Here is a 19,037-nt window from a genome sequence, read left to right on the forward strand (position 1 = left end):
TTCCTTCGCTGCTCGCCTCAAGACGTGGTCCCGGGTGGGCGCCGGAAACGGAACGGGGAAGGACATTCCCCGGACGCCGCCCCACAAAGGCTCCCGGCATGCGGCTGCGCCCATGCAACCGGCGCCCTCTCGCCGTGCCACGGCTCTTGCCGCCGCCTTCGAGCCACCCCGATAGCCGACCGCCAGCCCGATGGGCGCCGTCGGCGTCCATCGCCTTTCCCACCAAGCGAGAAACGACGATGCCTCAAGCACAAGCCAAACCCGGGAAGCTGCTGCTTTCGCCCGCCGACCACACGCTGGTTCTCATCGACCACCAGTCGCAGATGGCCTTCGCCACCAAGTCGATCGACCCGGTGCTGCTGCGGAACAACACCGCGCTGGTCGCCAAGGCCGCCAGGGAATTCAACGTTTCCACCATCCTCACCACGGTGGCGTCCAAGACGTTCTCCGGCCCGATCTTCGACGAGATCAAATCGGTGTTCCCCGACGACGAGATCATCGACCGCACCACGATGAACACGTGGGAAGACGCGCGCATCGCCGATCGCGTGAACGGGATCGGCAAGGGCCGCCTCGTGTTCGCCGGGCTGTGGACCAGCGTGTGCATCGTCGGGCCGACCCTCTCGGCGCTCGATCAGGGCTTCGAGGTGTACGTGATCGCCGATGCCTGCGGCGACGTTACCGACGAAGCCCACGAGCGCGCGATGGAACGCATGATCCAGGCCGGCGTGCGCCCGATGACCTCGCTGCAGTACCTGCTGGAACTGCAGCGCGACTGGGCCCGCGGCGAAACCTACAGCCAGACCGTCGCGACCTCCGTCGAGCATGGCGGCGGCTATGGCCTGGGCCTGGTCTATGCCAAGACCATGTTCGGCGGCGCCGAAGGGCACTGACCGGCGCAGGACGGACCACGCGACCGGAGCGGGACAAGGTTCCGGTCGCCTTCCTGCCGTCACCACCAAGCGAGGCCAATACGCATGAAATTCTATCTGTTGTCGTTGGGGGCGGGCATGCTCGTCGGCGTCGTCTACAGCCTGCTCAACGTGCGTTCGCCGGCGCCGCCGCTGGTGGCGCTGGTGGGCCTGCTGGGCATCTTGATCGGCGAACAGATGATCCCGGTCGCCAAGCAGATGCTTTCCGGCACGGCGGTGGCGACGGCATGGCAACGCGCCCATTGCAACAAGCACATCTTCGGCGAATTGCCGGGACGCCTCACGGTGGACCAGCCGTCCAGCGACAAAACCGATCGCGAGGAGGGTCGATCATGACCGCCGCGTCCCGAGCCCCCGACCTCATCCTGCATGGCGGCCGCATCACCACCCTGGACCGGTCGAACCCGACCGCGACCGCCGTCGCCATCAAGGACGGCAAGTTCGTCGCCGTCGGAAGCGATGCCGACGTCATGGGCCTGGCGGCGGCGACCACGAAGCTGATCGATTTGAAGGGGCGTGCGGTCCTGCCCGGTCTCGTCGACAACCACACCCACGTCATCCGCGGCGGCCTGAACTACAACATGGAGCTGCGCTGGGACGGCGTGCCTTCGCTGGCGGACGCGATGGACATGCTCAGGCGGCAGGTCGCCATCACGCCGCCACCGCAATGGGTGCGCGTCGTCGGCGGCTTTACCGACCAGCAGTTCGCCGAGAAGCGGCTGCCCACCATCGAAGAGCTGAATGCCGCGGCGCCGGATACGCCGGTGTTCATCCTGCACCTGTATGACCGGGCCCTGCTCAACGCCGCCGCATTGCGCGTCGTCGGCTACACGAAGGACACGCCGAATCCGCCGGGCGGCGAGATCACCCGCGACGCGCAAGGCAATCCGACGGGCCTGCTGCTCGCCAAGCCCAACGCGACGATCCTCTACGCGACCCTGGCCAAGGGGCCGAAGCTTCCCTTCGACTACCAGGTCAACTCGACGCGCCACTTCATGCGCGAGTTGAACCGGCTCGGCGTGACCGGGGTCATCGATGCAGGTGGCGGCTCGCAGAACTACCCGGAGGACTATCAGGTCGTGCAGAAGCTGGCCGACGAGGGCCAGTTGACGGTACGCCTTGCCTACAACCTCTTCACCCAGAAGCCGAAGGCGGAGAAGGACGACTTCCTCAACTGGACCAGGACGGTCAAATACAAGCAGGGCGACGACTACTTCCGCCACAACGGCGCCGGCGAGATGCTGGTCTATTCGGCCGCCGACTTCGAGGACTTCCGCCAACCGCGTCCCGACATGCCGCCCCAGATGGAAGGCGAACTCGAAGAGGTCGTGCGCATCCTCGCCGAGAACCGCTGGCCCTGGCGATTGCATGCGACCTATGACGAGACCATCAGCCGCGCGCTGGGCGTCTTCGAGAAAGTGAATCGCGACATTCCCCTCGACGGCATCCACTGGTTCTTCGATCACGCGGAGACCATCTCCGAGCGTTCGATGGATCGCATCGCCGCCCTGGGCGGCGGCGTCGCCGTGCAGCATCGCATGGCCTACCAGGGCGAATACTTCGTCGACCGGTATGGCGCCGCGGCCGCCGAGGCGACGCCTCCCATCGCCAGGATGCTGGGCAAGGGCATCCACGTTTCCGCCGGCACCGATGCGACGCGGGTGGCGTCCTACAACCCGTGGGTGTCGCTTGCGTGGCTCATCAACGGCAAGACCGTGGCCGGTCTGCGCATCTATCCGCAGCGCAACTGCCTCGATCGCGAAACCGCGCTGCGCATGTGGACCGAAAAGGTCGCGTGGTTTTCCAACGAGGAAGGAAAGCGCGGCCACATCGCTGCAGGTCAGCTTGCCGACCTGATCGTCCCTGACCGCGATTTCTTCGCCTGCCCGAGCGACGAGATCGCCCACACCACATCCGACCTGACTGTCGTGGGCGGCCGCGTGGTCTACGGCGCCGGGGAGTTTAGCCGCCACGACGACCACGAGCCGCCCGCGGCCATGCCGGACTGGTCGCCGGTACGGCAGTTCGGTGGTTTCGGCGCGTGGAAGGACAGCCGCCATGCGTCGTCGCCCCAGCATCGTGTCGCGGGCTCCGCCTGTGGTTGCGCGTCGGCCTGCGCGGTACATGGCCATGACCACGCGCAGGCGTGGGCAAGCGATGCGCCGGTCGCCGATCTGCGCTCCTTCTGGGGCGCGCTCGGTTGCGCCTGCTGGATGGTGTGACATGGCAGCGACCCAGTCCGAAAACCCTGCCTGGATCGCCATGCTGCTTTCCCGTCCGTGGGTGGCGCCGGCGCTGCGGATCGCGCTGGTATCCGCCTATCTCGTCGGCGGCGTGGACAAGCTGGCGCATTTCCAGGACGCCATCGCGGAGCAGGAACACTTCGGTCTCCATCCGGGGGCGCTGTGGGCTGCCGTCACCATCGTCGTGGAGCTGGCGGGCTCGCTCTGCGTCATCGTCAATCGTTGGGTATGGCTGGGTGCGGGCGGACTCGGCGTGCTGACGGCGGTGGCGATGGTCGTCGCCAACGACTTCTGGAACCTCACCGGCCAGGCCCGCTTCATGGCCTACAACAGCTTCTTCGAGCACCTGGGATTGATCGCCGCACTGGCGATGGCGACCCGGCTTGCCGACAAGAAAACAAGCAACGGCAACAAGACCTTCCCCTGATCGCTCATTGATAGGAGCTTCGTCATCATGCGCAACCCCGGTTCTGTGTTCCTGCTCGCGTTGCTGCTGGGTGGCGCGATCGCCGCTTCGGGCGCTTCGGCCAGGCAGACCGTCGCCTCGAGCCCCGACGTGGCCGTGGCGCCGCAGTACGACACAACCCATGTCTACGTGGCGCCCGAAGACTTCGACCGCTTCACCGACAGCTTCGTGGCGACGTTCGGGGGGCACAAGTCGAAGCAGGGCGTTTTCCAGGTGACGCCGACTCCCAGCCAGACGATGTCCCAGCTGGTCTTCACGCCGGTCGGCACGGTGTCGGTATTCGGCTTCAAGACGCCGGTTCCGTATCCCTTCGGCATCGAGCGCACGGGATACCTGGTCACCGACCTGGATGCAGCCGTGAAATCCGCCCGGGAGCACGGTGCCGACGTGACCGTGGCGCCTTTCCCCGATCCGATCGGTCGCGACGCCATCATCGAATGGCCGGGCGGCGTCCACATGCAGCTGTACTGGCATACCCAGGCGCCGCATTACGATGCCCTGCAGACCGTGCCGGAGAACCGCGTCTACGTGTCGCCCGGTCGCGCCGATGCCCTGGTGCGCGACTTCACGGCCTTCGCCCACGGCAAGGTCGTTTCCGACGACCGCCATGCGCCCGGGCTGGAGATCGGCCGGCCGAACGAAACCTATCGCCGCATTCGCATCGAGTCGAAGTTCGGCAAGGTGACGGTGCTGGCGACGGATGGACACCTGCCATACCCGTTCGGCCGCGAGATGACCGGCTATGAGGTGGCGAGCCTCGCCGATACCCTGCAGAAGGCGAAGGCTGCCGGGGTGCAGGTACTGGTGCAGCCGTTCACCTCCGACCAGCGCGAAGCGGCGGTCGTGCAATTCCCCGGAGGCTACATCGCCGAGATCCACGCCCGCGTCCGATGACCATGACACACTGGCGCGTGGCAGGACATGCCGATGTGCCGTCTGCCACGTGCCGGGCGAAACCGTGGGTTGCCGGGCCGCTTCTCCGGAAGATCGGGTTCGGCGCGGTTCTCGCGCTCGCATCCCTGGAAGGCGTGGCGCAAACCGCGGCCAATGCGGACGGCGATGCGGTGCCCGCGCGCCCCGCGATCATGTTCAACCGTTGGCAGGAGGACTGGTCCGTGCTCGCCGATCCGCGCGTACCGCGCCGACCCCTCGACAGCCTCAAGTACATCCCGTTGTCCCCGGACGATACCGATGCCTATCTGTCGCTGGGCGCCAATCTGCGCGAACGGTACGAATCCAACGACGCTGCGCTGTTCGGCACGGGCAGGAACGAATCCCAAGGTTATGTGATCAGTCGGGCCGAGGTGCATGCGGATCTCCATGTCGGCCCGCGGCTGCAGATGTTCCTGCAGCTGCAAAGCGACTTCGCGCCGGGGAAGGCACGGCCGGGTCCGGCCGACCGCAACCGCCTGGACCTGGAGCAGGCCTTCGTCGCGCTGACCGAGCCGGTGGGCGGCGGCAGGTTGAAGGTCAGGCTGGGGCGCCAGCAGTTCGCGTTCGACATGCAGCGCTTCGTGTCGGTGCGCGACGGGCCGAACGTGCGCCAGTCGTACGACGCGATCTGGGCGAACTACGAGAAAGGCGTGTGGCGTTTCATCACGTTCTACAGCCAGCCCGTGCAGACGAAGGACGAGCACGTTTTCGACGACGGCAGCAGCGGGAATCGCACGCTGAGCGGCTTTCGTGTCGAGCGCCAACTGACGGAGAAAACCAGTCTCGCGGCCTACTATGCGCGCTTCACCCAGGCGGATGCGCACTACCTCACCGTGGACGGGGACGAACGACGGAACGTCCTCGACACCCATTTCACCGGCACGGCGGGTTCCGTGGACTGGGATATCGAAGGGATGGCGCAGACCGGGCGTGTCGGCGGCAAGCACGTGAAGGCCTGGGGATTCGGCTCATTGGCCGGCTACACCTTCGCGGATGCGGCATGGACGCCGCGCATCGGCATCCAGTTCGACGCCGCCTCGGGAAACCGCCATCCGGACGGCCACACGCTCGGCACGTTCAACCCGTTGTTCCCCAACGGCGCATACCTCGCACTGGCCGGCTACACCGGCTACACGAACTTCATCCAGGTCAAGTCGTCGTTGACGGTGCGTCCGTCGGGGTCGCTCAAGATCATGTTCGGCATTGCCCCGCAGTGGCGGCAGACCACCCGCGACGCCGTCTATGCGCAGCCAGCGATACCCGTGGCGGATACGGCGGGCCGGCCCGGAAGATATACCGGGACCTACGAGCAACTGCGCATCGACTGGGCCTGGTCGCGCGCCGTCTCCTTCGCGCTCGAAGCGGTGCACTTCGACGCCTCGGACGTCATACGCCGGGCAGGCGGGCATGACAGCAACTACATCGGACTCCAGGTATCCCTGGGCTGGTAAGCGTTCCCGGATCGACCATCGAAGCAAGGAACCCGCATGAAGATTTCCATCCCGAAAGTGCTGACGTTCAACGGCGGCTATGTCGATACGGCAGGCTTCCTTGCCCTGCAGGGCCTCTTCACCGCCCACGTCACCGGCAACTTCGTCACCATCGGCGCCAGCCTCACGCATGGGACCTCCGGCATCGTGGCGAAGCTGTTGGCCTTGCCGATGTTCTGCATCGTGGTGGGGCTGGTGCGCTTGTCCAGCGACCGCCTTTCGCGGCTGGGCTCCACGTCCCTCAACGTGCTGGCGGCCATGAAGATCGGCCTCTTCATCGTGGCGGCGGTGCTGGCGATCCGATTCGGCCCGTTCCGCGACGGCGACAGCGCCATGGCCATCCTCACCGGCATGACGCTGGTGGCCGGCATGGCCATCCAGAACGCGATCCATCGCATCTTTTTCCCGAAGGATCCGCCCACCACGCTCATGACGGGAAGCACCACCCAGATCATGCTGGACCTCGCGGACCTGCTCCGGCGCAACTTGCCCCCGGAAGCACGGCTCACGGCACGCAAACGATGCGCCACGCTTTTCACGAGCGTGTGCGTCTTCGCCGTCGGTTGCGGCGTGGCGGCGCTGGTCTACATGCGTTTCGGCACGGCGGTTTTCGTGCTGCCGCCGGTGGTGGCGATATTGATCTTCCTCCCCGACATCCAGGCCAGCAGTCCGCAGAGCGGCACGGCCTGATGAAGCGCGGCAGGCCCTTCAAGTGGCCCGGCGCCATGTCGCTCCATCGGAGAATCCACCATGAGCTTCCCGCTACCGGACCCCGCCAACTGGGCGCCTGCCCTCGTCGACCGGCAGCCCGGCCTTGCGTCTGGCGTCGGCTCGGAAGACCGCCAGCCCCGGTTGAACAACACCGTTGCGCTGGCTCGCGCCGCGCGGTCCTGTTCGTTGCCCATCGTGGCATCGACCTCGGCGAGCAAGGTGTACCGCGGACCGATGATGCCCGCGCGGCGATCGCTGGCACGGGCCGCAGGAAGTTGCCGATTTCCGGGGTGCCGACCGAGGTCTGCGCCGGCGTGCATGGCATCGGGCTCGCCTGCGCACGTGACATGATCAAGCCCGGATGCAACGTGGAGCCTATCGATGCGCAAGCAACAGACAATCGGGACATGGCGCGGAGTGTCCATCGAGGCCGTCGCCTGGGACAGTGTCATGGCCAATGTCGACCTGTCCTTCGCCTGCATGTTCACCCATGAGATGAACGCGGGTCTCACCGGCGGGCTGCGCCATCTCGACGAAGCGATGGCGGGCAAGCTGACACGCCTGCGTCGCGAAGGTTTTTTTCGCGGCGATCTGCTGGAAACGCTCCTGGTCGACCGGCCGCCCGCCGCGATTGCAGCTAGGGCCGTCATGGTGATCGGGATGGGGGAGCCGCTGGTCTGGACGACTGCCGTCAGCGCGAGAACAGCCGCTGCCGCGGTTCGTACCGCTGTCCAGAGATGCGCGGCCAGCGCCGCTTTCGCGCCAAGCCTGCTCGATGCCGGCCTGACATCGAAAAGCACGGAGTGCGCAGCCTGCGGCATGATGATTGCCGTGATGGACGCCATCGATGCGCACGTTCACGTTTCGTCGCTGGAACTCGCCCCGGAGCTCCCGTTGCGCCGATGGGTGTTCGACGTGGGCGAGGCCCACTTCGACGAAGTGGCCAGGCAGTTCGATGAGGCATTCGCATCGCACCAGGACGCAGCGCCGTAAGAGCGAGGCGCCACTCCATCAGTCCACTCGCCTTCCTGTCCGACCGAAGGCATCCAACGCGGGAACACGTCCATGACCGAACAGAAAATTTCCCATGTCAAAGTTTCCGGCAAGGTGAAGTACGCCCAGGACATCACCGTGCGCGGCCACCATCTCCGGGCCGACGAACCGGTTTCCGCAGGTGGTGAAGATACGGGGCCCGGCCCTTACGACTTCCTGCTTGCGGGCCTCGGCGCCTGTACCGCGATCACGCTGCGGATGCTTGCCGAAAGAAGGGATGGGAGCTCGGCGAGATCGGCGTGGACCTCACGCTCTTCAAGGACGAGAACCGTGCGGACCGGATCGAGCGCCGGGTCGGATTCACCGCGCAACTCAGTCCCGAGCAACTGTCCAAGATTGCCGAAGTGTGCGAACGCACGCCAGTCACCCTGACGATCAAGCAAGGCGCTCCGATAACCACCCGACTGATCGCAGCGTCGTAGCGGGCCGATCCGGCCACGCTTGGACGATGGCGCCGAAGCAAGGCGATCAGCAGGCTGTCGGGAAGCGTCGTCCGGCGGCGGGTTTTCTCGCCACACTTGAACCCGATGTCCGCGAAACCGGCAGCAGTCCGGCATTACCTGTCGAACAAAGGAAAAGGGCTCGCGTTTCCGCGAGCCCTCGATTTTTCTGGTGCCGGCAGCAGGAATCGAACCCGCGACCTACTGATTACAAATCAGTTGCTCTACCAACTGAGCTATGCCGGCGCGAGGCGGGATTCTAGCAGGCCGTCAGAAACAGCTGGTGCTGTGCGAGCCCACGCCGTCGGTGCGGACGCGGCTGCGCCAGTCGAAGCCGTTGCGCTCCGCGACCAGGTCCAGCCAGTACTGGGGAGTGTTTTCGCTGCGCTCGGTGATGCGGGCGGCGAAGCCGGCGGCGGCGACGTCGGCGCGGCGCTTGCGGGCGTTGTCCTGGTCCTTGAACAGGCCGAGCGAGATGGTGTTCGGCTGGTCGCCGCCGCTGACCACGAAGTAGTCCTGGATACCGCGTGCGGCGAGCTGGCGGGTCAGCGCGATCGCCTGCGGACGACTGGCGGGGGCGGGCAGGTAGACCCACCAGCTGCGCGACTGGGCGACCTGTTCCTGGCGCGAGCGCATGCGCCGGGTGACCGGCGTGAGCGCGCTGCGGGCCTGCAGCAGGTCGTGCGGTGTGGCGAACGGGCCCAGCGTGAGGCAGCGCAGCTCGGCTGCGGGAGTCGGCTTGGCCGCGATCGTGGCGCTCCTGCCGGTCGTCGCGGGCGCCGGATCCGCCGGCGCGGAGGCGCCGGCTGCGGGTGCCGCGGTGGCGGCCTGGGCGGGCAGCTCGGAGAGCAGGCGCAGCTCGGGCACGCCGGGATCGGTGGCCGGCGGCACGTGCGCATACGGCTGGCCCAGCAGCAGCCAGGCACCAGCCACGATGTTGAGCATGATCAACAGCACGAACAGCAATCGCAGGAACATCGATCCCCCCGTCATCCACGCCCGCGGCCGGCATCATGCCGTACCACGGTGACGCTCATTGTGCCGCGGCCCACACCGCCAGTCCGTGCAGCACGCTGTCGTGTGCAAGCTGCGCGGGGAGGGAGAGCAGGGGCAGCAGCGCGTCCGCGTCGCCGCCGCCCAGGCGCAGCGCCGGTGCGCCGCCCAAGGCGGGCGCCATGCGCGTGGCGAAACGCTCGATCAGCGCCGCCGCCGCCAGCCAGCAGCCGGAGGCCACCGCGTCGGTGGTGTTGTCGGCCGCCTCGACGATCGCGCCCTCGTGCGTGGGGCGTACCTGCACGGTGGCGCCCAGCAGGGACTGCTGCATCAGCCGCGGCCCGGGAGCGATCAGGCCGCCGAGGTGGCGGCCGTCCGCGTCGAGCGCGTCCAGCGTGAGCGCGGTGCCCACGCCGGCCAGCACGCAGGGTGCGCCGCCGTCGGCGCGGGCGGCGACCATGGCGAGGAAGCGGTCCACACCCAGTCGTTGCGGCTCGGCGTAGGCGTTGCGCACGCCGCAGGCCGCGGCGGGCGTGCGCAGCCAGGCCACGTCGCGCCGGTATGCCGTGGCGACGCTGCGGGCCACCAGTTGTTCGCGGGCGGCGTCGACCACCGAGGCGCCGAACACCGCCGCCGGCCGTGGCAGCGCCGACCACGATTTGGGTAGCGCATCGGCCACGCTGTCGTCCCAGGCCACCGCGCCGCGGCAGCGCAGGTCGTCGCCGTCGTGCAGCGCCCATTTCAGGCGGGTGTTGCCGAGATCGAGCAGCAGCCTCATGTGCGGCGCACCGTGACGTCGGCGCTGTCCACGCGCTGCACTTCGCCGCCGGGCAGGCGCAGCAGCAGGGCGCCGCGGCCGTCCACGCCGGCGCCGATGCCGTCGCGCTCGCCGTCGGCGCCGCTGAGCCGCAGCGCGCGGTCGCGCAGCAGATCGTGGCGGGCGTACTCGTCCGCGAACGCGGCAAAGCCCTCGCGTTCGAACTGGCCCAGGCCCTCGGCCAGCGCGGCGATCAGCGCCGTGGCGGTACGGTTGCGGTCCGGCGGCGTGCCGCCGGCCAGGGTGGCGAGGTCGCAGGCCGGCTGGCCGGCCTGCGCGCGCAGCGCGTCGGTGAGCCGCAGGTTGAGGCCGATGCCGATCACCGCGGCGCACGGTCCCTGGTATTCGCCGCTGAGCTCGACCAGGATGCCGGCCAGCTTGCCCGGCGCCTGGCCGGGTGCGGCGGCCAGCACGTCGTTCGGCCATTTCAGGCCCGCCCCGGCGACGTCCAGCGCGGTCAGCGCACGCAGCACGATCACGCCGATTGCCAGCGACAGCCCGGACAGCGCGGCGAAGCCGGTGTCGAAGCGCTTCACGCACGAGAGATACAGGTTCAGCCCCGGCGGCGACAGCCAGTGCCGCCCGCGCCGGCCCCGGCCGGCGCTCTGCGTCTCGGCCAACAGCATCGCGAGGTCGGGCGCCGCGGCACCCCGGCGCTGCAGCTCGCTGGAGGTGGAATCGAGTTCCCAGTGCACTTCCAGCGCGCCCAGCCGATTCGCGACGGCCGGCGGCAGGGCGGCGCGGATGCGTGCCGCGTCCAGCAACTGCAGCGGCCACGGCAGCCGGTAGCCGCGCGCGCCGCCGGCCTCGATCGGCACGCCGCGCGTGCGCAGCGCCTCGATCTGCTTCCACACCGCGGCGCGGGTCACGCCGGCGCGGGCGGCCAGTTCGACGCCGGAACGGGGGGCGCCCGCGGCCAGTTCGGCCAGCAAGTCGGCAGCCTGCATCAGCGTACCGCCCGGATGCGGGCCATCGCGATGGAGCGCCGCCGGGGCGTCATCGCGGCGCGTCGACGGAAGATGGGGTAACTGGGTGCGGACATCCGGCGGATTCTAGCCGGGCGGCGCCTGTCTGCGGCACTGGCGTCCGCCGGAGGTTTCTGCGAGGATCGACGGCCTCGCTTGTGGATCAACGGGTTGCATGCCATGAGTGCCAGACACTGGATGTTCGGTTGCCTGATCGGCCTGGCCGGCGTGGGCAGCGCCATGGCAGCGGACATGGATGCCTGCGACGCCACCACCACCGGTGGTCGCGGTGCGGTCGACAGCAGTGCGCGCGACGCCGGCACCGGCGGCGGCGACGCGGTGGGGCTGAGCCGCGACACGCCCGCCCCGCGGCGCAACGGCGACACGGCCGGCAACGACGCCGACAACCGCAGCGAAGGCACGGGCGGCGGCAACGAGCATCCTGGCCGCATCTCCGCCCCCGCCACGGCACGCCCGGCCACCTTGGGCTGGCAGTCGCTGTTGCCCGGTTCCATCCAGTAAGCCGCTTCCGGAGAGTCGCCCTCTCCGCCGCTGTTCGGCCGCTGCCCCATCCCCGCCTGCCTGATCGCGCCCATGCGTGGATGTCCGCGTGCGGCCCTTACGCGCGCCGGCCTTGCATGGGACATCCGCGCCCGTGCCCGGCACGGCGGCTTCACTCCGGCGGCAGCTTCACGCTGAAGCGCGCGCCGCCCAGGTCCGGCGAACGGTCCACCACCAGCTCGCCGCGATAGGCGCGCACGATGTCCTGCACGATGGACAGGCCGATGCCGTGGCCTTGCACGCGCTCGTCGCCGCGCACGCCGCGCTGCAGCACCTTCTCGATCTTGTCCTGGGCGATGCCGGGGCCGTCGTCCTCCACGCTGATCAGCAGGCCGGGCCGGCCGCGGCCGGGCTGGGGCTGCTTCTTCACCACCAGCAGCACCTGGTGGCGCGTCCACTTGAACGCGTTCTCCAGCAGGTTGCCCATCAGTTCCAGCAGGTCGTTCAGTTCGCCGTGGAAGGAGGCGCCGTCCGCGATGTCGAATTCGCACAGCACGTTCTTGGCGGCGTAGACCTTCTCCAGGCTCTGCACAAGGTCCTCGGCGTGGCTGGCGATGGGGACGGCGGCGGCGAAGGTCTGGCGGCCCGAGGTAGCCGCGCGGGCGAGCTGGTAGGCGACCAGTTCGTCCATGCGGCGCACCTGGTCCAGCACGCCGCGCCGCGTGGGTTCGTCGCTGGCCGATTCCAGCTGCGAGCGGATCACCGCCAGCGGCGTCTTCAGGCTGTGCGCGAGGTCGGCGAGGGTGTGGCGGTAGCGCGTGCGCTGCTCGCGCTCGCTCTCGATGAAGGCGTTGATGCGCTCGGTGAGGCCGGTCAGTTCCAGCGGGTACTGGCTGTCCAGGTGGTCGCTGTCGCCGTGCTCGACCCGACTCATGTCGCTGGCCACCTTGCGCAGCGGGGTGAGGCTCCAGCGCAGCAGCAGCAGCTGCAGCACGATCAGCATCACGCCCAGCACCGACAGCCACAGCGCCAGCGTGCGCCGGTACACCGCATTCTCGCCTTCGAGCTGCAGTTCGGTCTGCGCCACCATCACGGTGGCGGGTGTGGACTTGCGGCCCGGGTAGTCGAAGGTCACGCCGATCGCGTAGTAGTAGAGCCGGCCCATGCGGGTGTCGACCGGTCCGGCGAACTGGCGCACGCCCACGGGCAGCGGCTTGAGGAAGCGGAAGTCGTGGCCGATCGCCGAGGTCGACTCCCAGTGGTAGCCGTCCGGCCCCAGGATCACCGCGTACAGGCCGGAGCCGGGCTGGGAGAACTTCTGCGGCGGCGAGTCGGGCGGCAGCAGGCGGCCATCGCGGTTGGCGTCGGTGTGGGTGATGATGTCGGTGATGGCGGCGTCGTGCAGCCGGCCCTGCAGGCTGTTCAGCGCGCTCTGCTTCTTGGCGACGGACATGACCACGCCGACCAGGCCAAGGAAGGCGGCCAGCACGAAGCCGGTAGTGATGGCCGAGCGCGCCGCCAGCGACAGCGGGCGGCGCGGCTGGGGCTCACTCGTCGTCGCCGTCGGTGCGGGGGATGGCAAAGCGGTATCCGCGTCCACGCACGGTCTCGATGGGCTTGAGGGCGCCTTCCGGGTCGAGCTTGCGGCGGAGGCGGCCGATGAAGACTTCCAGCACGTTGGAGTCGCGGTCGAAGTCCTGCTGGTAGATGTGCTCGGTGAGGTCGGCCTTGGAGACCAGCTCGCCCGCGTGCAGCATCAGGTATTCCAGCACCTTGTACTCGTAGCTGGTGAGGTCGACGATCTTTTCCTCCACCGTCACCGTCTGCGCGGTGGTGTCCAGCTTGATCGGGCCGCAGGCCAGCACCGGCTTGGACCAGCCGCTGGCGCGGCGCACCAGTGCGTTGATGCGGGCCAGCAGTTCCTCGACGTGGAACGGCTTGACCAGGTAGTCGTCGGCGCCCTGCTTGAGGCCTTCCACCTTGTCCTGCCAGCCGCCGCGCGCGGTGAGGATCAGCACCGGATAGCGCTGGCCGTGCTCGCGCAGCGCCTTGATCAGCTCCATGCCCGACATCTTGGGCAGGCCCAGGTCGATGATGGCGAGGTCGAACGGGACCTCGCGGCCGAGGTAGAGCGCTTCCTCGCCGTCCTGCGCCGCATCGACGGCGAAGCCGTCGCGTTTCAGTCGCGCCGCCAGCGTCTCGCGCAGCGGGGCCTCGTCTTCCACCAAGAGGATGCGCATCAGTGTTTCTCCTTGCCGCCGGCGCGGCGGCCGGGCGGGTTTCTGGGTGACGGGGAAGAGGGTCGCACGTCCTCGCCGGTGGCGGGTATGGACATCAGTCGCACGTGCCCCTCGGGCGTGAGCACCTTGATGCGGTACTCGGTGCGGCGGTCCCGGCGCACCGATTCGGCCGACAGCACCTGGCCGTTGGTTTCCTGCTGCGCCCGGGTCACCGCCTCGCCCAGGCTGAGGTCGCCGGACCTGGCCTGCGCCAGCGCCGCGGGGCTGGCGCCCAGCATCAGCGCCAGGGGTACGAGCAACGGGAGGATTCGGTAGGCCTTCATCGGGATGCTTCGACCACGGTCTGTCTCTGGCCGTTCAGTTTGGGCAAACAGGGCTGAATAGTGACCGGACGGGCGGCCGCTGTCACGCCGCGGCTAATGGGAGCATTCCAGCGGCGCCAGCGCCCGCTCGATCAGCGCCCAGCCCGCGCCGGGCAGGTGCGCGCCCTCGCTGAGCGCGCGGCGGAAACCGCGGGCGCCCGGTTCGCCCTGGTACAGGCCGAGCAGGTGCCGGGTGATGTGCTTGAGCGCGGTGCCGCGCGCCAGCTCGGCCTCCACGTAGGGGCGCAGGCGCAGCAGCACGTCCGCGCGGGCTGGCAGCGGCGTGCCGTACAGCGCGTGTTCGACGCGCGCCAGCACGTAGGGGTCGTGGTAGGCGGCACGGCCCAGCATCACGCCGTCCAGCTCGGCCAGTTGGGCCTGGACCTGTTCCACCGTGGCGATGCCGCCGTTGATCGCCACCACCAGCTGCGGGAATTCGCGCTTGAGCCGGTGCACGCGCGGATAGTCCAGCGGCGGTATCTCGCGGTTCTCCTTCGGCGACAGGCCCTTGAGCCAGGCCTTGCGCGCGTGCACCACCAGCACCTCGACGCCGGCTTCCAGCATGGTTTCGGTGAAGTGCTGGAGGTCGGCGTAGTCGTCCTGCTCGTCCACGCCGATACGGCATTTCACGGTGACCGGCACGCTCACCGCGTCGCGCATCGCCTTCACGCACTCGGCCACCAGCGCCGGCTCGTACATCAGGCAGGCGCCGAAGCGGCCGGACTGCACGCGGTCGGAAGGGCAGCCCACGTTGAGGTTGATCTCGTCGTAGCCGGCGGCCGCGCCCAGTCGGGCCGCCTCCGCCAGCTCGGCCGCCTCGCTGCCGCCCAGCTGCAGGGCCACCGGGTGTTCCTCGTGGCTGTGCTCCAGCAGGCGCAACTGCCGCCCGCGCACCAGCGCCGCGCTGGTCACCATCTCGGTGTACAGCCGCGCGTGGGGCGAGAGCAGGCGATGGAAGAACCGGCAGTGCCGGTCCGTCCAGTCCATCATCGGGGCGACGCTGATGCGCCAGTCGCCCGGGTCCAGCGGTTTCTGGCCAGGCGGCTGGTGGACATTCAAGGCGGTCGGGTTTTCGGGCATTTCCGGCAATTTTCGGGGGTTGGGTGTTGCCGTGCTACGGCAAATGCCGCACGGCCAGCCACATGGCGCAGCGATGGGATGCCATCGCGGAGCGCTGCGGGAGCGACGGCCCAATAGGGTACACCGCGCAAATCAGGCCCAGGCGCGATGGCGCCGTGGTGCATGCCGAGGCACGGACCTTCGGAAAGTACGCGCGGCTTACCGGTCCGGATCGATGACGGCCTGCATCAGCGCAATCCCGCCCAGGGAAGCACCCAGCGCGCGCGCGCGTTGCTGCCAGTCACGCACTGCCGCGCGTACCTGGCCGGCGATCGCGTCGGCGGCCTTCGCGGAGAGGCGATAGTAGTCGGCCGTGGCCAGCAGCAGGCGCGAATCGGGCGACGGATCGCGGTCGTCGATCGCGAGCACGTGATGGTCCTTGTCGGGATTCGGGTTCACATCGAATGCCGGCGACAGCTGCCAGCCGTCGCCCGCCCGCAGGAAGCCGTGATTGCGCAAGTGATCGTCGCGGTTGCCGATCAGGATGTTGAAGAGGACGCGTCGGAACAGCTGTTCAAGGTCGCGCGCAATCTGCGTGGAAGTGCCGCTGGTCTCGATGACCTGCACGAGGTCCAGGTAGCTGTGGCCCTCGCTCCCGGTGGCGTCCAGCTGGGCCATGGCCGACGAGAACATGCGGCGCGAGTTCGGGGTGCGATCGAAGCGCTGCACTGTGTAGGTGTGACCACGATCCGAGAACTGCATCAGCCGTGCCTCGGGCATGGCTATGCCTGCGTCGAGCGAGAGCTGGCAGGCCAGGAACTCCCACAACCCAACGTCGACGCGGTCATCGTTGGACGGGAATTTGGCCAGCCACAGCTGTCCAGCCTGATCGCGGAAGCTGGCTTTCGGCCGGGCGCCGCCGAGCGAAGCGCCTGGCGCCACGATCTGCTTGATCCAGCGGACCATCTCGTCGGACAGGTCGGTATCGCCGCTCTCCACGTGCGCGGCGATACCTTCGAGCTGGCGCAGTTCGGTGATCGGCGGGGCGCTGAGCATGCGGTCGTCCACATGGCGCCCGGACTCCGGGTCCACCAGGCGCAGCGCTCCCATGCGGGATTCGTCATTGACGCCTGCCAGGTAATCCCACGCACGCAGGTTGCGCGCTTTGCGCCCCGCTTCGCGCGCCTCGATCGCCTCGCGGCGGTCCATCAGGCGCTTGCCCCAGCGATCGGGGGAGCAGTCCAGAAAGGCACCCGACAGTTCGTTGGCGCCAGCCCTCGCATACTGCTGGCCGGCTCCAAGGTAGAGCTCGTGATCCAGCGGGAATCCCGCTACCGGCCCGGCGCTGGCCAGCCAGTCGGTGGCGTACTCGAAGCTGATCGTGTCCCCGGTCCTGCTCGCCGTCTTCGACAGGTGACCGACAAAGGCCGAACCGCCCAGGGATTCGTCGTCGATCCAGACTTCCAGATGATTCACGGCTTGGGTTTCCGAGTCCGTGGTCGTACCGGCGGCACTGACGAAGTGGAGAGCGAGGCAGGCGCAGGCGGCGGCTGCGGCGTGGGGGCGGTCCGCATGCGGAGCGGGGCATTCGTGCGCCGGAGTGCGTTGTCCTGCAGCTCGCGACCGAGGGTGTCCTGCGCGGCAAGCAGGTCGATGTCGCCGGCCAGGCCGAGCACGGTCAGCACCCGCAGCACGGTTGCCATACTGGTCGATGGGTCGCCGTTCTCAAGCTTGGCGATGGTCGGGACGCTGACCCCCACGCGCTCCGCCATCACCTCCTGGGTCATCGAGCGACGCATCCGGGCGGCGCGCAGGCGCTGGCTCAACGCCTCGATCTGGCGCTGTACGCGGGGATGGGTCGGGGGAATCCGTTTCGCCATACCAAATTAAATTACAGTTCCCGGCCGGAAACGCAAGTTAATTTTGGATTTCGTGGCTTGTTGGTTCAGGTTGAGGGTCAGCCGCACCCGGTCGCTGGCGGCGACGTTGCCGTTGTTTGAGGAGGACTGGCGTTGCCGGCGGACGCAGCATTACGTGCCGGCGCTCCGTCGTGGGGCCGTTCCCGATGGGCGTGCCGGAATCGTCCCAGCCGAGGAAACCTCCGGGAAGACTTGCGGGGTCAATGCCACGCCGCCCCGCGTTCGGCTCCGGGATTCGCCCGTGGCGGATCAGCCTTGCGGGCTGGGCGGTGGTTTCTTTCTCACCGGGGTTTTCCGGGGCGTGAGGGTGTTCTTCGCCGGGGTGGCGGGAGTCGCGGGTGCGGGCGTGGGAGCTGCGGACGTCGCCGGTGCCAGCCCTGGCGCGTTGGCGACCCGTGACCGCAGCAGCTGGCAGAGGGAGTCGAAGCGGCAGCAGCATTCCTGGTAGCCGCCGTTGTCGCCGGTGAGGCCCAGCGCGGCGTAGTGGTGCAGGCCGCGCGGCGGAAGCGTGGCGGCGGTGCCGCCTGGTGCGGGCCAGTCGAGCTGGCCGTTGCCGGCCACGCGGGCGGGGACCAGCCAGTAGTCGCCGGTGGCGTACAGGCCGCCCGGCGCGAACGTGACCTGCACGCCGTCCTCCAGCGCGATCGCCGCGCCCTCGCTCACCGGCAGCACGCCTTGCGCGTTCGCTCCGTCGCGCTGGTCCCAGCGGCGCAGCAGCGGATGGCTGGCGGGATTGGTGTCCAGCGTCCACGGCGTGACGCCTTGCGGCACGGCCAGCGTGACGCTGCCGTCGGCCGCGCTGGCCGCCAGCACCTGCAGCAGCGGCCAGGCGCGCTGGCCCAGCGTGTAGCCGTCGTCGACCAGTTCCACCCAGTCGTTCGCCGCCAGCCCCAGCCGCGCGTCGCGGCCGAAGCGCTGCAGCGGCACGGTGAGCGTGCGGCTGCCGTCGTCGGCCGCCGCGCCCAGCACGGCGGGGCCCGCGACGGGGAACACCACCGAGCCGTTCTCGCGCGACCACTTGAAAGTGGCGGTGCCGGCGAGGCCGGGCTGGTGGATCTCGACCCGGTACAACTGGTTCTCCATGCCGCGGTAGCGCGCATCGGCGGCGATCACGCAGGGATCGTTGTCCGCCACCGTGGGCCCCAGCTCCGCGCGCAGACCGGGCAGCGCGTAGGCGCGCCGGGTGTCCAGCAGCTGGCGGAGCAGGGTGCACGGGTCGGTGTTGCCGGCCTGGTTGCCGCCTTTCAGCGCCTGCCCGAGCTGGTTCACCGCAGCGAGCTGCTGGTCGATCGCGGCGGTGTCGGTGGTGCTGGTGGCGGCCTGCCGGCGCGTGTTCAGCGCGGTGGCGACGTCGGCCAGCCGCTGCTGCGCATGCGGCTGGTCCAGCATGCGCAGCTGCCACACGACTTGTCCGCGCGAGCAGGTGTCGATGCCGTCCAGCGCGCTGTCCAGGCTGGACGGCGCCTCGATCCACGACAGGTGGCGCTCCCACACGTCCAGCCACAGCGCGAAGCTGGCCGGCGGATTCTCGAAGCCGCTCTTGCCGTCGCCCACGCCGTAGTCGGGGGTGGGTGCGTTCGGCTGCTGCGCAAGCGTGCAGGCGGCCTCGTTGGCGCACAGGATGCCGTCCACGTAGAAGTGCCCGGGCGCGAGCTGCCAGTCGGTGAGCGGCAGCGGCTTGCTGTTGCCGTTCGGGTCGGTGGTGGCGCTGGCGAGGGCGAAGCCGCCGCCGGCCGCCCAGCACGGGCCGACCAGGTCGCGCACCAGGGTGTGCAGCAGGTGCAGCTGGATCTGCGTCTGTTCGTTCCAGTCCGCTTCCAGCAGCACGCGGCCCTGCTGCTGGAACACCTGGCTGTAGTGCTGCTTCGGGTCGAAGGTGACACGTGCGAAGTCGCCTTTCATGGTCGATCTCC

General features: G+C 68.8%; 20 protein-coding genes, 1 tRNA gene and 1 pseudogene. 11 read left to right on the forward strand and 11 right to left on the reverse strand.

The annotated features are described in order from the left end of the window. Positions 1–239: 239 nt before the first annotated feature. From PCA_RS02330 to PCA_RS17760, 10 genes and pseudogenes are all read left to right on the forward strand, one after another. Positions 240–893 carry a hydrolase gene (locus PCA_RS02330; RefSeq protein WP_181300584.1) on the forward strand — a complete coding sequence of 218 codons (654 nt, stop codon included), beginning with the start codon at positions 240–242 and terminating at the stop codon, positions 891–893. Between the two features lie 84 nt (positions 894–977). Beyond that, positions 978–1,268: a XapX domain-containing protein gene (locus tag PCA_RS02335; protein WP_181300586.1), complete on the forward strand. Its 291-nt coding sequence runs from the start codon at positions 978–980 to the stop codon at positions 1,266–1,268. Further along, on the forward strand, positions 1,265–3,154 hold the full coding sequence (locus PCA_RS02340; RefSeq protein ID WP_181300588.1) for an amidohydrolase: 1,890 nt from the start codon (positions 1,265–1,267) through the stop codon (positions 3,152–3,154). Before PCA_RS02335 ends, PCA_RS02340 begins: the two co-directional genes overlap by 4 nt. Position 3,155: 1 nt before the next feature. Further along, the gene (locus PCA_RS02345; RefSeq protein ID WP_181300590.1) at positions 3,156–3,602 is read left to right on the forward strand and encodes a DoxX family protein; all 447 of its coding nucleotides are present in this window, start codon (positions 3,156–3,158) and stop codon (positions 3,600–3,602) included. A 27-nt stretch (positions 3,603–3,629) separates the two neighbouring features. Beyond that, on the forward strand, positions 3,630–4,535 hold the full coding sequence (locus PCA_RS02350) for a glyoxalase (RefSeq protein ID WP_181300592.1): 906 nt from the start codon (positions 3,630–3,632) through the stop codon (positions 4,533–4,535). A 2-nt stretch (positions 4,536–4,537) separates the two neighbouring features. Then, positions 4,538–6,025 (forward strand): alginate export family protein, encoded by a 1,488-nt coding sequence (locus PCA_RS02355; protein ID WP_219918479.1) that lies wholly within the window; start codon positions 4,538–4,540, stop codon positions 6,023–6,025. Between the two features lie 36 nt (positions 6,026–6,061). Beyond that, positions 6,062–6,754 (forward strand): YoaK family protein, encoded by a 693-nt coding sequence (locus tag PCA_RS02360; RefSeq protein WP_181300594.1) that lies wholly within the window; start codon positions 6,062–6,064, stop codon positions 6,752–6,754. 402 nt (positions 6,755–7,156) lie between these two features. Continuing rightward, positions 7,157–7,768: a M17 family peptidase N-terminal domain-containing protein gene (locus PCA_RS02365; protein ID WP_181300596.1), complete on the forward strand. Its 612-nt coding sequence runs from the start codon at positions 7,157–7,159 to the stop codon at positions 7,766–7,768. 72 nt (positions 7,769–7,840) lie between these two features. Beyond that, positions 7,841–8,032, forward strand: a pseudogene (locus PCA_RS17755) (hypothetical protein); the annotation flags it as partial. Between the two features lie 35 nt (positions 8,033–8,067). Then, entirely contained in the window at positions 8,068–8,250 is a 183-nt protein-coding gene (locus PCA_RS17760; RefSeq protein WP_343204402.1) for a hypothetical protein, read from the forward strand. A 188-nt stretch (positions 8,251–8,438) separates the two neighbouring features. On the opposite strand, the gene PCA_RS02375 is transcribed toward PCA_RS17760, so the two are convergent. The 4 genes from PCA_RS02375 to PCA_RS02390 all read right to left on the reverse strand — a co-directional run bounded on the left by PCA_RS02375 (position 8,439) and on the right by PCA_RS02390 (position 11,025). Further along, positions 8,439–8,514, reverse strand: a tRNA-Thr gene (locus tag PCA_RS02375). 24 nt (positions 8,515–8,538) lie between these two features. Further along, complete coding sequence (locus PCA_RS02380; RefSeq protein ID WP_181300599.1) at positions 8,539–9,246, reverse strand: SPOR domain-containing protein; 708 nt, start codon at positions 9,244–9,246, stop codon at positions 8,539–8,541. Between the two features lie 55 nt (positions 9,247–9,301). Continuing rightward, positions 9,302–10,039, reverse strand: coding sequence for a type III pantothenate kinase (locus PCA_RS02385; RefSeq protein ID WP_181300601.1), 738 nt, complete (start codon positions 10,037–10,039; stop codon positions 9,302–9,304). Then, positions 10,036–11,025: a biotin--[acetyl-CoA-carboxylase] ligase gene (locus PCA_RS02390; protein ID WP_181300603.1), complete on the reverse strand. Its 990-nt coding sequence runs from the start codon at positions 11,023–11,025 to the stop codon at positions 10,036–10,038. Before PCA_RS02390 ends, PCA_RS02385 begins: the two co-directional genes overlap by 4 nt. A 198-nt stretch (positions 11,026–11,223) precedes the next feature. On the opposite strand from PCA_RS02390, the gene PCA_RS02395 reads away from it, so the two are divergent. After that, a complete protein-coding gene (locus tag PCA_RS02395) occupies positions 11,224–11,565 on the forward strand; it encodes a hypothetical protein (RefSeq protein ID WP_181300605.1) in 342 nt (113 codons plus the stop codon). A 151-nt stretch (positions 11,566–11,716) separates the two neighbouring features. On the opposite strand, the gene PCA_RS02400 is transcribed toward PCA_RS02395, so the two are convergent. The 7 genes from PCA_RS02400 to PCA_RS02430 form a co-directional block, all read right to left on the reverse strand. Beyond that, the gene (locus PCA_RS02400; RefSeq protein ID WP_181300607.1) at positions 11,717–13,126 is read right to left on the reverse strand and encodes an ATP-binding protein; all 1,410 of its coding nucleotides are present in this window, start codon (positions 13,124–13,126) and stop codon (positions 11,717–11,719) included. Next, a complete protein-coding gene (locus tag PCA_RS02405; protein ID WP_181300609.1) occupies positions 13,092–13,784 on the reverse strand; it encodes a response regulator transcription factor in 693 nt (230 codons plus the stop codon). The genes PCA_RS02400 and PCA_RS02405 overlap by 35 nt, the downstream gene beginning before the upstream one ends. After that, the gene (locus PCA_RS02410; protein ID WP_181300611.1) at positions 13,784–14,107 is read right to left on the reverse strand and encodes a PepSY domain-containing protein; all 324 of its coding nucleotides are present in this window, start codon (positions 14,105–14,107) and stop codon (positions 13,784–13,786) included. The genes PCA_RS02405 and PCA_RS02410 overlap by 1 nt, the downstream gene beginning before the upstream one ends. 93 nt (positions 14,108–14,200) lie before the next feature. After that, positions 14,201–15,226, reverse strand: coding sequence for a tRNA dihydrouridine(20/20a) synthase DusA (gene dusA / locus PCA_RS02415; protein ID WP_181300612.1), 1,026 nt, complete (start codon positions 15,224–15,226; stop codon positions 14,201–14,203). Between the two features lie 198 nt (positions 15,227–15,424). Next, entirely contained in the window at positions 15,425–16,681 is a 1,257-nt protein-coding gene (locus PCA_RS02420) for a HipA domain-containing protein (RefSeq protein ID WP_181300614.1), read from the reverse strand. After that, the gene (locus tag PCA_RS02425; protein ID WP_255436608.1) at positions 16,678–17,031 is read right to left on the reverse strand and encodes a helix-turn-helix transcriptional regulator; all 354 of its coding nucleotides are present in this window, start codon (positions 17,029–17,031) and stop codon (positions 16,678–16,680) included. Before PCA_RS02425 ends, PCA_RS02420 begins: the two co-directional genes overlap by 4 nt. Before the next feature lie 342 nt (positions 17,032–17,373). Continuing rightward, complete coding sequence (locus PCA_RS02430; RefSeq protein WP_219918480.1) at positions 17,374–19,026, reverse strand: DUF6519 domain-containing protein; 1,653 nt, start codon at positions 19,024–19,026, stop codon at positions 17,374–17,376. Positions 19,027–19,037 lie beyond the last annotated feature (11 nt).

Source organism: Rhodanobacter sp. PCA2 (assembly GCF_013620825.1).
Taxonomy (GTDB): domain Bacteria; phylum Pseudomonadota; class Gammaproteobacteria; order Xanthomonadales; family Rhodanobacteraceae; genus Rhodanobacter_A.

Coding starts and splice junctions, on each gene's coding strand:
- PCA_RS02330 (WP_181300584.1), top strand. CDS start 240: ATGCCTCAAGCACAAGCCAAACCCGGGAAGCTGCTGCTTTCGCCCGCC.
- PCA_RS02335 (WP_181300586.1), top strand. CDS start 978: ATGAAATTCTATCTGTTGTCGTTGGGGGCGGGCATGCTCGTCGGCGTC.
- PCA_RS02340 (WP_181300588.1), top strand. CDS start 1,265: ATGACCGCCGCGTCCCGAGCCCCCGACCTCATCCTGCATGGCGGCCGC.
- PCA_RS02345 (WP_181300590.1), top strand. CDS start 3,156: ATGGCAGCGACCCAGTCCGAAAACCCTGCCTGGATCGCCATGCTGCTT.
- PCA_RS02350 (WP_181300592.1), top strand. CDS start 3,630: ATGCGCAACCCCGGTTCTGTGTTCCTGCTCGCGTTGCTGCTGGGTGGC.
- PCA_RS02355 (WP_219918479.1), top strand. CDS start 4,538: ATGACACACTGGCGCGTGGCAGGACATGCCGATGTGCCGTCTGCCACG.
- PCA_RS02360 (WP_181300594.1), top strand. CDS start 6,062: ATGAAGATTTCCATCCCGAAAGTGCTGACGTTCAACGGCGGCTATGTC.
- PCA_RS02365 (WP_181300596.1), top strand. CDS start 7,157: ATGCGCAAGCAACAGACAATCGGGACATGGCGCGGAGTGTCCATCGAG.
- PCA_RS02380 (WP_181300599.1), bottom strand. CDS start 9,246: ATGTTCCTGCGATTGCTGTTCGTGCTGTTGATCATGCTCAACATCGTG.
- PCA_RS02385 (WP_181300601.1), bottom strand. CDS start 10,039: ATGAGGCTGCTGCTCGATCTCGGCAACACCCGCCTGAAATGGGCGCTG.
- PCA_RS02390 (WP_181300603.1), bottom strand. CDS start 11,025: ATGCAGGCTGCCGACTTGCTGGCCGAACTGGCCGCGGGCGCCCCCCGT.
- PCA_RS02395 (WP_181300605.1), top strand. CDS start 11,224: ATGAGTGCCAGACACTGGATGTTCGGTTGCCTGATCGGCCTGGCCGGC.
- PCA_RS02405 (WP_181300609.1), bottom strand. CDS start 13,784: ATGCGCATCCTCTTGGTGGAAGACGAGGCCCCGCTGCGCGAGACGCTG.
- PCA_RS02410 (WP_181300611.1), bottom strand. CDS start 14,107: ATGAAGGCCTACCGAATCCTCCCGTTGCTCGTACCCCTGGCGCTGATG.
- dusA (WP_181300612.1), bottom strand. CDS start 15,226: ATGCCCGAAAACCCGACCGCCTTGAATGTCCACCAGCCGCCTGGCCAG.
- PCA_RS02430 (WP_219918480.1), bottom strand. CDS start 19,026: ATGAAAGGCGACTTCGCACGTGTCACCTTCGACCCGAAGCAGCACTAC.